This window comes from Anaerococcus murdochii, from assembly GCF_019957155.1.
In the GTDB taxonomy this organism is placed as follows: domain Bacteria; phylum Bacillota; class Clostridia; order Tissierellales; family Peptoniphilaceae; genus Anaerococcus; species Anaerococcus murdochii.
This window is the reverse complement of record NZ_JAIPME010000002.1, coordinates 1,138,719-1,151,303: the sequence shown is the minus strand read 5'-3', so window position 1 is coordinate 1,151,303 and position 12,585 is coordinate 1,138,719. Positions and strand designations below refer to the sequence as shown.

The window sequence follows — 12,585 nt, the reverse complement described above, 5'->3', positions numbered from 1 at the left end:
TATTGTGAAGATTTCGAAAAAACGAGGAAAAAATATGAAATTTATAGACAAGAAAAAAATCTACCAAGCAACCCTAATCATCGGTTTATTGGTCCTAATAATTTCTTTTATCTTTAGGTATTCTTATATTAATATATTTGGTTTTGATAGGCCACTTATGTTTGCTTCCATGCTTTGCGCTGGCTTAGGCACAATCGGCGCCATCATCGCCCTTATAGATGGGGTAAATAAGCACTTTGGAAATAAAATCCTTCTGCTCGCCATGCTAAACCTTATTATGGCCTTTACATATCCGATTTTAGTAACCACAGAAAAGGCCTTAGAACCTGCCCAAAATCCCTATGTAACAACAGCACCAAAAAAGGGCAATTCAACCAAATTTAAGAGGGATTCTTCATTTATTATCGAGGGAGAACTTTATAAATTCCCTCTTAGCCTTGCTGATTTCAAGAAAAATGGTTTCACCTACTCTTTAAATGAAAAGGACGGCAAGCTTGTTGCTACAATTTCAAGAGTCGGAGACTCTTTTGAGCCTAAGCCAACCTGGTTTACAGACGGGATTAACAACGAAGTTTATAGGGAATTTTACCTTTTGGAAGCCTTTTACGACCTTGATACTGACAAAGAAAAAATTGAAAATACAGTAATCAAAGAGCTTACAGCCTCAGTCATAAATAATAATAGGGACTTTGAGACCATGGGAATTAAGCTTGAAGATTCAGTTTATGACATAAAAAAGAATTTCGGAGAGGCTTTAACAGAAGACCCTAAAAACGATTCAGCCACAATCAAAGCCTATTATCTAAAAACAAACGACGGCTATACAATCAAATTAAACGCCCTTAATGGCACCGTCCAATCAATCGATATTTACTAGACCCGCAAGCCTTGCGGGCTTTTTTTTATGAAAAATATTTTTTGTTAGTATAGTAATATCAAGAATGGAGCAAAGATGGAAAATTTAGAAAAAATCCTAATCGACCTTCTAAAGGACGATCCAGAGTATGTAAAAGAAAATAAAATAAACAAGGAAGTGGTATTTGCCAAAGTTTATTCCTATGACGAAATTTTTTTAAGAAAAATCCTCCAAGAACCAGCCTTAAAAGCAAATTTTTTTAAAGACCTTGATGGGATTTTAATCTTTAAAATCAATGAATTTATAGGTTTTATCGGCAAATCTCCTCTTATAATCAAGGATAAAATCCTAAAGGAAGGTACATCCTTCAATTTTTATGAAAACAAATCAGCCCTTAAAGACCTAATTCCTATCTACAAAGAGTCTTTGTTTTTAAAGATGAGCGAGGATATAGACTACAAGTTCAATACCAAATTCCACGTATCCTACCTTTCTGGATCAAATCAAAAAGAAAAATTAAAACTCGGCGACATAAAATTATACAAGGAAGACCTAAGTTTTAAAGATTCTAGAGAAATTTCGGGCCTTAAATATAGGGCCTATGACTTATTGAAGGAAGATTTTAATGAAAAAGAAGGCCTCATTTCCTTATCAAATGACCAGATAAAAGACCTATCTTCCTACATTTCAGTCTTTTCAAACCCTTCCTATTACCTAAATATGGTGAATTTTTTAGGAAAGAAAAAGACCAGGGAGATTTTAACTAGCCTAAATGATCTGATTTTAAAGAAAAGTGACTATTTCACAGGCAAGAACATGGGCTACCATACAATAATTAAGGATTCTCTCCTAAGGGAATTTGATGGTTTCAACCTTTCCTTCCTTAAAATTGCCAACGTCCTAAATGATTTTGGCAAAACCGAAGAAATTTTTAAAATTTTCGCGTCGATAAATAAGAAAATAAAAAAAGATCCTGAGATAAATATTATCTATGAATTTATAAACCAGGCCCTTGAAGTTCTTGGAAATCTCCACTTTGAAAGCCAAGCGAAGAGCAAGGATTTTTATAAGGAATACTTATCACCTCTAGAATATGAATTTAGGGATAGCCTAAATATTTTTGAAAAACTAAATAATTTTTATAAAATTTTGCCTCAAGAAGAAGACAATCTCAGAGCCTACGAAGAAGCCATTTCCTATGATATAGAGGAACTTATTGACCTTTTGACAGTCAAACCTTCTGACTATGAAAACCTCAAAAATGCCGAAAACAAGCTATCAATTGGCCACTACACTTCCCTTGACAGCTTAGGTTATCTAATTGACGCTGATATCGAGGAGGTCGACCAAATCTATAGGAACAAGCTAAGGCTTACCAACGCTAGGATGCTAAATGACCCAATGGAGGGCAAGGCCCTTTTTGAATATTTAAACGACGGCAACGAGGATTTTATAAACCTAAATAACTACGGCAACAACAAAATCTACCTCCTTTCCGCATCGGCAATGGCAGATTCTCTTCCAATGTGGAAGCAGTATGCCGATGACACCAAGGGAGTTTTCCTTGAGTTTTCCAAAGAATTTATAAAGTCAATCATAAATGACGATATGGTTAGGCTTGTCAAAGTCTTTTATATAGGAGATAAGGCCATTAATTACAACGAAAAGTCCGATGAAATCAACGGTCTATTAAAGAAATTAAAAGTAGACTACGAGGCCTATATAGGAAAAATTGTAGAAATTTATAAAAAAGATGCGTCCAACAAAAGCCAACTTTTAAGGACCTTTAACAACGAAATTTTCTTAAAACTTGATAAAATTTCCTATTATTTCAAGAAAGATGCCTACGCCTATGAGGGTGAATACAGGATTGTCCTTGACCTTGATGAGGACGATTCCCGTTGCCATTTCAAGGAAATAAAATTCCACAATCCAAACTTCCCTCTTCCATTTTTGGGAACCTACCTTACAGACTACGAATTAAGATACCAAAGACTAATCTTTGGTCCAAAGGCAATCGACAAGGACTATCTAGTTCCTTATATCAAATATTGCCTAGGTAAAGACATAGAAACTGTAAATTCCAACATCAAATACAGATAATCTGTAGAAAATTTCCAAAACAAAAGACCTGGTTATCCAGGTCTGATTTTTTTATTTAAGTTTCGCTTCGATAACTTCCTTATCAAAACCAACAACGTCTTCGCCGTCGATATTGATTACAGGCACTCCCCTGTAACCCTTTTCGATAAGGTAATTTACAGCTTCCTTATCTTCATCGATGTTTTTTTCTGTGTATTCGATGTTGTTTTCCTTAAAATATTGTTTAGCTGCCTTGCAAAATACGCAAGTATTTGATGTATAAATTGTAATATCGTGCATTTATTCCCTCTTTCTTTTTTCTCTAACTTATTTATACCCAATTTTTGAAAATAATATATAATAATTTTAGGACAAAATCCTAGATAATAAATATACCCTAAATAAAAATAATAAAACTTGGGAGGCAAAGATGGATGATATTAGCTACAATAAACTAAAGGACCTACTTAAAATCGGCCATGAAATTGAATTTATCTTTGATGACATAAATTGTTCTATAAATAATTTAGGAGATGAAAATCACGAAAATGCATGGGTTTTTTCTACCAATCAAAAAGGCGAGTTTACCAATACTTTCCTTGCTGATTTTGACGATAGGAAGACCCTTCTCGAATCTCTAGATAAAATAAAAATCAAAGAAAAAAGCCTAGAAGAAGTCATAGATCAAGAGCTCTATGACCCTTCTAGCCTAAAAATTTTCTAATTCATCTGCAATTTTTATATAATCATCAAGGGAAAGATTTTCTGCCCTGAGATTTTCCTTAAGACCAGTTTTTTCAAAAACTTTTTTCAAATCATCTTTTTCTGCCACCGCAGATAGTGAATTTAGAATGGTTTTGCGTCTTTTTAGGAAACCCGCCTTAACTAAGGCAAATATTTTTTCTTTATTTACATTTTCGTCATAAATTCTTAAATCAAGCCTTAGAACAGCCGAATCTATCTTTGGCTGAGGCATAAAGACTGATTTTGGTACCTTGGTTAAAAGCCTGGCCTCAGAATAATATTTTACAAAGACAGACAAAGATGAATAGTCCTTGTCTTTTTCCGTAGCAAGCATCCTGTCTGCCACTTCCTTTTGGACCATGATGGTCATAGAGTGGCAATCAAGGTCTTCTTCAAAGATTTTTTCTATAATTGGAGTTGTGATATAATAAGGCAGATTTGACACAAACTCAAAGGCTTCTCCGCCAAAATACTTGTCTTGGATTTCTTTTAAATCAGTTTTTAAAATGTCTTGGTGGATGATTTCTACATTGTCAAAGTCGGACATATTTTCTTCAAGGATTGGAATTAGGCTATCGTCAATTTCTATTAGGACGAGCTTTTTGCAAGTTTTGGCCATTTCGTAGGAGATTGTCCCAATTCCAGGACCAACTTCAATTACGTTTTTGCCAGCAATGTCAGCCCCATCTACGATTTTATCGACGAAATTTTTGTCAATCAAAAAGTTTTGGCCCAAAGATTTAGAAAACCTAAAGCCGTAGAGGTCGATTATGTCTTTTACAACCTTTGGTGAATATAATTTTCTCATAAGGATTTTACCGCCCTTTCAAATTCTTCTCGGCTTACCCCAAAGGAATTTAGCTTGGCCAAAAGTCCCTTGGAATTATAATAGCCAATCCCTAATAATTCGCCAAGTTTGGCTCTTTTTTCTCGAGAGCCTTCGCCGATTGATAGACCATTTTTCACAAGATCTGCCATGGTAAATTCATCCCTGCGAGTGGTTTCTTGAGCCTTGGCTCTTTTTAGGGCATCGATGATTACTTCTGGATCAGCATTTTCCACACCCAGGTCGCCCTTTTTGATAGCTTTTTTTCTGTCAATGTAGGCGTGCTTTGCAGTAGGGATGTGGCGGGCAAGCCTTGCCCTGATTCTTTTTCCTGCATAGTCTGGGTCAGTTAGGATAATTATCCCGCACCTATCGTTAATCTCTATGAGCCTATTTATTAAATCTTTGCCAAAACCGAGCCCATTTGTCGCAATCATTTCGCAGTCTACCGCCCTTTTGACATTGGCTATATCGTCTTTTCCTTCAACTACAATTGTCTCTTTTATCATAGGCCAAAAAACTCCCTAGCATTTTTACTTGTCCACTTGGCAACTTTCGACAATTTCATTCCCCTAATTTCCGCAATTTTTCTTGCAACTTCGATAATCTTTCGAGGGTCATTTCTCATTCCCCTATAAGGATCTGGGGTAAGGTAAGGACTGTCAGTTTCAAGCATTAATCTTTCAATTGGAACAAGGGCTGCGGCAGCCTTTTCATTTAGGCCATTGCCATAGGTCACAACTCCGCCTATTGAAATATAAAATCCCCAATCCATAAAGATTTTAAGAGTTTCTTCGCTTGTAGAAAAACAGTGGATTTGAACCTTTAAGTCCTTATAATTTGCCAAAATCTCCATTATATCTTCGGTCGCTTCCCTATTGTGGATTACAACTGGTTTTCCGAGTCTCCTTGCTATATCGAGTTGGGCAATAAAAACTTTTTTCTGTAGGTCTTTGGTCTCTGTTGTCCAATAATAATCAAGGCCAATTTCCCCGATTGCTACAGCGTCTTCTGCGAGTTTTTCAATCTCTGATAGGTCTTCTTCTCCCATTTCTTCCACATCTGAAGGATGAATTCCTACCTGGGCATAGAAGTTTTTAAATTCCTTGGCAAGCCTTACATTTTCCCTTGAATTTTCAAGGTTTGTCCCCGGATTTACCACAGCTTCTATAGAGAAATTAGACAGGTCTCTTAGGATAAAGAGCCTGTCTTCGTTAAATTCTTCGCTTGTTAAATGGGCGTGTGAATCAATTAAATTCATTAAGAAACCTTGCTTCCTGGCTTGATGTCGGCGAGTGTTGAAATCATGGTCAAATCTTCACCAAAATCTGCCGCAAGGAGCATGCCTTGGGATTCGATGCCGCGCATCTTTCTTGGAGCTAGATTTTTAACCACGATTACATTTTTGCCGATTAAATCTTCTGCCTTGTACCATTTCTTGATGCCTGATACAATTGTTCTTATTTCAGATCCGATGTCCACCTTGAAAACTAGGAGCTTATCAGCATTTGGATGGTCATTTGCTTCGATAATTTTTCCTACCACTAGGTCAAGTTTGGTGAAATCTTCGTAAGCTATTTCTGGCTTAGCCTCTTCTTCTGCTGCTGGTTCTTCTTCTTTTTTATCAGCAAGTCTTTCTTGGATAAGGGCGTTGTTTTTATCGTGAAGTTTTACTAATTCTTCATCTACATCTAGCCTATCAAAGAGGTTTTTGCCCTTAGATACCTTTGAACCTTCTTCTAGAAGACCAAATTCCTTAGCAGATTCAAAGCCCTTGTTATCTGTGCCAAGTTTTTCTAGGATTAATTTTGTAGTATCCTTCATGGTTGGCTCTATTAGTTGGGCGACAATTCTTAAAGTCTCTGCAAGGTTATATAAAACCCTGTTTAATCTTGGAAGATTTTCCTCATCGCGGCCTAGGATCCATGGCTCAGTTTCGTCTACATATTTATTGGCACGACGGATTAACTTCCAAATTGTTTCAAGAGCTTCGTTGAATTTGAAAGAATCCATCAATTCTGTAAATCTTGTGTAGGTTTCCTTGGCAAGGGCGATTAATTCATCGTCAAATTGACCTTCTTCAGTGCCCTTTTCAATCACTCCACCATTGTATTTTGAAATCATTGAAGTTGTTCTTGAAACAAGGTTACCGAGGTCATTTACAAGGTCTGAGTTATATCTTTCCATAAATTTCTTTGATGAAAAGTCCCCGTCAGATCCAAAGTTAAATTCTCTTAGCATGAAGTATTTAAGGGCGTCGTTGCCGTAAAGTTCTACAAGTGGCTCTGGATACATGATATTACCCTTAGACTTGCTCATCTTGTCGTTTTCAAACAAAATCCAACCGTGGGCAAAAACTTTTTCTGGAAGTGGAAGGTCAAGGGCCATTAAAAGTGCTGGCCAAATTATAGTGTGAAATCTCACTATGTCCTTACCGATTAAATGAACGCTAGCTGGCCAATATCTTTCAAATTTCTCCTTATCATCCCCATAGCCAATAGCAGAAAGATAGCAAGAAAGGGCATCAATCCACACATAAACCACGTGCTTATTATCAAATGGCACGTCAACTCCCCAGTCAAAGGAAGTTCTAGTTACAGAAAGGTCTTCAAGTCCCTTGTTTATAAAGTTATTAAGCATTTCCTTTTGTCTGAAGGCAGGCTCAAGAAATTCTGGGTGGTCTTTGAATAGTTCTTTGAGTTTATCTGCATATTTGGATAATCTAAAGAAATAAGTTTCCTCTTCTTGGTAATTAACGTCCCTACCACAATCAGGGCACTTTCCATCTTCTAACTGGCTTTCGGTCCAAAAAGTTTCACAAGGTGTGCAGTAATATCCCTTGTATTCTCCCTTATAAATATCGCCTTGCTCATAAAGTTTGTTGAAAATATCTACTACGTCTTTTTCGTGTTGTTTACCAGTAGATCTTATAAAGGTGTCGTAGTTTATATCAAGCTTTTCCCATAATTTGATGGTCTCAGTTGCGATTTTGTCTACAAATTCTTGAGGCTCTTTGCCGTGAGCGTGGGCAGATTCCATAATCTTTTGGCCGTGCTCATCAGTACCTGTTACGAGGTAGGCGTCGTAGCCCAAAAGAGTCTTATACCTTTTTAAAACGTCTGCAATTATAGAAGTATAGGTATTTCCTATATGTAAATTGGAGTTTGGATAATATATTGGTGTTGTAATATAATAAGGTTTCTTATTAGTCATCTAGTCATCTCCTAAAAATAATTCTCCTTTTATCATACTTCAAAGGCTCTCAAAAATCGAAATTTGACTTGAAAAACAAAAAGGCCCAGCAGAAGCTGGGCTTACTTTGAAAATACTGTATTTATTTTTTACTTAAGTTTTTATATATCCTGGAAAGCTCACTTGCACTAGCGCTTATATCATAGCCCTTGCTTCTTATCTGATCAATATTGTCTTGTCTATCTAATTTATTATTAATAATTTGATCAATCCACTTTTCCCTATCCAGGTCAATAAATCTTGCACTACTTGTTAGCCCTGTATCTCTTGGAACATTTGTCGATAGCAAGGTAACTAATCCGCTTGCTTGGGCTTCTACGGCTGCAATGCCTAGGCCTTCTCTTAGAGAAGGAAATAAAAATATATCTGATGCCATTAGCAACTCATTTACCCTATCAGAATTTCCAAGGAAAATAACTTGGTCTTTGACACTTAAGTCCTTGGATAAATCTTTAAGTTCACTTTTCTTAGGTCCATCCCCTACTAAAACCAATCTAATATCAGGATTTTTCTCTAAAAGATCTGGCATAAGACCAATTAAAAATTTTTGGTTTTTTATATCTGAAAGGCTGCCTACATTTATAAGAACATACTTATCAGATAGGGATAATTCACTTCTTATTTTTTGGCGGATATCTTCATCAAATTTGTATTTCTCAAGATCTATACCATTATTAATCTTAATAAAATTTCCCTTACTATAAAACTCATTACCAACTTCATCTGAACAAGCAAATTTCAAATCCGAATATTTTATCACATCTTTTTTGAAAATACTTCTTATAAGGCTTTTAAATTTAGAATATTTTTGAGCGCCGTGGTTATGAGAAATGGTCATAAGACCGTGTTTTTTTGCTTTTTTTAGAATGAGGGCCTCTGTTCCCCTAAAATGACAATGAAGTATAGAAATTTCCTTATGATTTTCTAAAATCTCATCTAAGTCCCTTATATATTTTAAGGGATTTTTAAAATCAAGCCTGTCTAAAATAAAAATCCTTCCACCAAGTCTTTCTATCTCCTCACGATAGGCATCATTTTCTAACTTATGCACTATAAAATCAAATTGTATTTTTTCCCTATCTATCCTTCTGTAAATCGACATAATAAAACTCTCTACGCCGCCTACAGACAAGTCTCCCAGAACATGCACTACTCTAATCATCTAAACCTTCATTCTCCAAATCATCTTCTTTCACTTATAATAATTATCCCAATAAAATTTTTACTATCAATCCATAGTTAATTTTTTAAACTCTCAAGTATTATAACTTAAAATACAAAAGTCTCAAAAATTATAGGTGAAATTTGTCTTTTCGACCTTATTTTCTTACTTTACCTATATAAGATTCATGATCATTTGATATAACAAACTTATCATCACTGTAGAAAAAATACCTATCTTTAGCATTTATCCCATTTAATTGGTAGGAATTTTTATTTTCTTCCACATCAACTATATAATGAGTCCACAACCCGTCTGATAAGAGCAGATAAGTCTTTCCGTCTTTTTCTAATTTTGAAATATTTACAAGCCTATCCATAGGTTCTGCTGTTTTATACAAAAGCCTAAAATCCTTGTCATAGATTTTGACATACTTTTCATCTGTACCGTAAGTTTTGTCATGGCAAATTATATAGTCGCCGTACTTTTCTATGACATCAAAACTATTTTCTCCAAGATTGATTTCCTTATTAGGATTAGCCAAATATACTAATTTATTTTTTAAAGGCTTATCTTCTCCAAGAACTTGATTTTCATAGTGGGATACTTGATAAACAACGTCATCGTCTAATTTTGTCACCAAAGTAATGACATCTCCGGTCGCATTTCCTCCATCAAGTTTAATAGGATTTACTACTAGGCTTTCATTTTTATAATCATCCAGACTAAAATATCCCAAAATTGAATTTCCATCGAGACTATCTGCCCCATAATAGAGTTTGTCATCATCATAAATATAGGTTTCTAGATTAGAAATATTATCTAAGATGGTATTTTTCTCTACCTCTTTGTCTTTATCCTTGGTGTAGACTTCTACGGTCATCTTCCCATCTTCAAGATTTGTAGCAATGAGGTTCATCCTATTGTCAAAAACATAAGATCCTTCGTAAGAAGTTTCTGGAGTCCAATCATAGCCAAATTCTCCACCGTCATAAATATTATTTTTTGCATAAGCCACAAAATCCCTAATATAGGTGTCAGATTTTTCAAATTCAACTCCATAGTCCTTAAAAAAATCCATGACCTGGTCCATATCCTTATCTTCAAAAGAGAGATTTTCAAAAACTAGGTCATCTCCGCCGCTATCATCAAGGGTCATTTTCTCTGCCATTTTCTTTGTAGTGTCAATTTCTATCACATTTTTCGTAACTTCCTTGCTTTCTTGACCCTTTTCTTCCTTATTACATGAAACTAAGCAAAGGCAAGTACAGAGAATAAATAAAATTTTTTTGTTCATATAGTCTCCTAAAATTCAAGCCCAGACTAAACTGGGCTGTTTTTATTTCTTATACTTATTTAAAGCAAGCACATATCTTGTATCGCCGCCAATAGCTTTGAGTGTCGCTTGGTCTGTAAAATCAGCATCATCAAGGCCCTTGGAATAAAAATAATATTTCACATTTAATAGGCTATCGGTAGCTAGCTTGTAGATCTTGACCCATTTTTCCTTGGAAATATTATTAAAAACAGGGTCGGTCATATTTTTAACTGCCATCCACCTATCCATATGATTTTCCCCATACTTATAGAGGTTGATAGTCACCCTGTATAACCTATTGTAGGCTCCTATCAATTTTTTCATTCTCTTATCATTAAGGATTTTTTCCTTTTCTGTCTTAGAAATCTTACCAACCTTGCTTGGTCCATATGGGTTTACAGCTTCTCCATTTTTGAAATAGAACTTTCCCACAACTGACATCTCTGGCAAATACATCCCTTCTGCATAAGAAGAATCTCCTTTAAAATCAAGATCCTTTCTATTTTCAGATGAAGTATTTTTCCTAGATTCAGGAGCCTTCCTATTCTCAGAAGAAGCATCTCCTCTTGGGCTATCATATAATATTTTTGTAAGAGCATTTTCAAGGATTTTTACAAAATGAGCTTCGTCAATGGTCCTTATTGTAAGCTTATAATAAATCCCATCAAATTTAAAATCAGCAGAAAAAACCGAATCCTTGCCGCCATCAAATTCATTTGCCTTAGAAATAAAAACGTCTATTCCAAGAATCTTACTTGCCTTATAAAAACCCATAGCCTTTTCATATTCCTTGCTATATGGCCCATATTTAAAGGAAATATTAAAGCCATCCTCGGTCATGAGGCTATCTTCTGTATAAAGATAAGTTTTTGCACCATCTTTTTTACTAAGTTCATAAGAAGTATCTAGGTCAAAGTCGAAATCAAAAATTTCCTTTAAATATTCTTTTTCTTTCTTAAGGTCATTTTCAAGAGTATTTCCCTCTGGGTAGGTCTCTGTATTTACATATTTATTTACTTGGACACCCTCACTTGCACTTGCATTTGTTGTTAAAAAAGCAAAAGCCGCTAAAGATACAACAATAATTTTTTTCATAATATTCTCCTTTTATTTTTTTCATTTTTAAGCTTATAAACCTAGCTTTAGTCTCCATTTTTATATCTCATAGGACTTAGTCTTTTCATTGGACCCTCCATTTTATTCCATATATTAATTAAAACTCAAATATCAATAAAATTTTAAGAATCCTTTAATGATATATTTCTTGTCCTCATTGTTAGTATAATTATACCATAATAAAGTGATACTGTGGATGTCTTGTTTTTCTATGGACTTTCCCTTGATAATGTGATATGATTAAAAATGGTGTTTATATGAATAGGAATAATTATAAGTTTGGAAAACTTTTAAAAGATCTAAGACAAAAAAATAATATGACCCAAGAAGAGCTTTCTTATCGTTCTTTTATCAATGTCAAAACCCTTTCAAATATGGAAAATGGAAAGGTTGATTTTGATTTGGACATGCTTGAGATTCTTTCTGAAATATTTAATATAGATCTTGTAGAAAAATACTTGTATCTTATATTAGATGATTCTAGCCAGATTAATAAGCTTGTAAAAAATCTAAACTCAAAAGATAGGTATCCAGGAAGTATTCAGGCTGATGAAATAAGGATTTTAACCGAAATTGAAAATACTAGCCACAGAAAAATTATAAGACTTAAGGCCAAAAAATTAAGATTGTTGTTTCAAAGCGTTGAAATAAAAGATGATAAAAATAAGAAAAAATCGCTAATCGTCGAAGCTTTAAATGTAGGAAGGAATTTTGACTTTAATGACCTTGCCGCAAACACCTATGATATAATTGATTATAGGCTATTAATGAATTATGCCATATATATAAAAAATAAAGCAGAAATGCTAAGGATTTTAAAATTTATCGAAAATTCTAGGATAGATGACGATAATCTAAACTCAATTTTATACCACAACATTTCGAGCACCTACTATACCACAGACAAATCCTACCTGGCCCTCTACTATATCAACAAATCAATCGCAACAAACAATAAAAATCCAATCTCTCCAATCATGCTTTACCAAAAATCCATCATTTTATATGACCTTAATTTTCCTTATGAAAAATATGTGAAAATGACACTGGAAACTTCAAAGAAAATTAATTCCAATTTATATGAAATGCTTTTAAATAACTATAAGGCCAAGGCTAATGATGACAAAAACTTTATAATTTCATATTAAAATTGGTTTTATTATAATCCATAATTGATAGGCGAGAAAAATTATTCTCGTCTTTTTTTCTATCAAATATCTTATAGTCCT

At 34.4% G+C, this 12,585-nt stretch carries 12 protein-coding genes; 4 read left to right on the top strand and 8 right to left on the bottom strand.

Translation table 11 applies throughout. From position 1 onward, the window contains the following. Positions 1–34: 34 nt before the first annotated feature. Complete coding sequence (locus K8P03_RS05935; protein WP_223419281.1) at positions 35–877, top strand: hypothetical protein; 843 nt, start codon at positions 35–37, stop codon at positions 875–877. Between the two features lie 75 nt (positions 878–952). Beyond that, a complete protein-coding gene (locus tag K8P03_RS05930) occupies positions 953–2,959 on the top strand; it encodes a DUF2971 domain-containing protein (protein ID WP_223419279.1) in 2,007 nt (668 codons plus the stop codon). 51 nt (positions 2,960–3,010) lie between these two features. Here K8P03_RS05930 and K8P03_RS05925 read toward each other — a convergent pair whose 3' ends face one another. Beyond that, positions 3,011–3,238: a glutaredoxin family protein gene (locus K8P03_RS05925; RefSeq protein WP_223419277.1), complete on the bottom strand. Its 228-nt coding sequence runs from the start codon at positions 3,236–3,238 to the stop codon at positions 3,011–3,013. Between the two features lie 130 nt (positions 3,239–3,368). Here K8P03_RS05925 and K8P03_RS05920 point away from each other — a divergent pair, with 130 nt between their 5' ends. Then, positions 3,369–3,662 (top strand): hypothetical protein, encoded by a 294-nt coding sequence (locus K8P03_RS05920; protein WP_223419275.1) that lies wholly within the window; start codon positions 3,369–3,371, stop codon positions 3,660–3,662. Here K8P03_RS05920 and rsmA read toward each other — a convergent pair. From rsmA to K8P03_RS05885, 7 genes are all read right to left on the bottom strand, one after another. Continuing rightward, the gene (rsmA, locus tag K8P03_RS05915) at positions 3,648–4,490 is read right to left on the bottom strand and encodes a 16S rRNA (adenine(1518)-N(6)/adenine(1519)-N(6))-dimethyltransferase RsmA (RefSeq protein ID WP_223419273.1); all 843 of its coding nucleotides are present in this window, start codon (positions 4,488–4,490) and stop codon (positions 3,648–3,650) included. The genes K8P03_RS05920 and rsmA overlap by 15 nt on opposite strands. Next, positions 4,487–5,017, bottom strand: a complete 531-nt coding sequence (gene rnmV / locus K8P03_RS05910; RefSeq protein ID WP_223419270.1) for a ribonuclease M5 — start codon at positions 5,015–5,017, stop codon at positions 4,487–4,489. The genes rsmA and rnmV overlap by 4 nt, the downstream gene beginning before the upstream one ends. Further along, on the bottom strand, positions 5,014–5,769 hold the full coding sequence (locus K8P03_RS05905) for a TatD family hydrolase (protein WP_223419267.1): 756 nt from the start codon (positions 5,767–5,769) through the stop codon (positions 5,014–5,016). The genes rnmV and K8P03_RS05905 overlap by 4 nt, the downstream gene beginning before the upstream one ends. Further along, complete coding sequence (metG, locus tag K8P03_RS05900) at positions 5,769–7,721, bottom strand: methionine--tRNA ligase (protein ID WP_223419265.1); 1,953 nt, start codon at positions 7,719–7,721, stop codon at positions 5,769–5,771. The genes K8P03_RS05905 and metG overlap by 1 nt, the downstream gene beginning before the upstream one ends. A 121-nt stretch (positions 7,722–7,842) precedes the next feature. Continuing rightward, positions 7,843–8,922, bottom strand: a complete 1,080-nt coding sequence (locus tag K8P03_RS05895) for a glycosyltransferase (protein ID WP_223419263.1) — start codon at positions 8,920–8,922, stop codon at positions 7,843–7,845. Between the two features lie 157 nt (positions 8,923–9,079). Beyond that, positions 9,080–10,219, bottom strand: a complete 1,140-nt coding sequence (locus tag K8P03_RS05890; protein ID WP_223419261.1) for a hypothetical protein — start codon at positions 10,217–10,219, stop codon at positions 9,080–9,082. A gap of 42 nt (positions 10,220–10,261) precedes the next feature. Beyond that, positions 10,262–11,335, bottom strand: coding sequence for a hypothetical protein (locus tag K8P03_RS05885; RefSeq protein WP_223419259.1), 1,074 nt, complete (start codon positions 11,333–11,335; stop codon positions 10,262–10,264). Positions 11,336–11,613: 278 nt separating this feature from the next. Here K8P03_RS05885 and K8P03_RS05880 point away from each other — a divergent pair, with 278 nt between their 5' ends. Continuing rightward, complete coding sequence (locus K8P03_RS05880; protein ID WP_223419257.1) at positions 11,614–12,504, top strand: helix-turn-helix domain-containing protein; 891 nt, start codon at positions 11,614–11,616, stop codon at positions 12,502–12,504. The last annotated feature ends 81 nt before the right edge of the window (positions 12,505–12,585 follow it).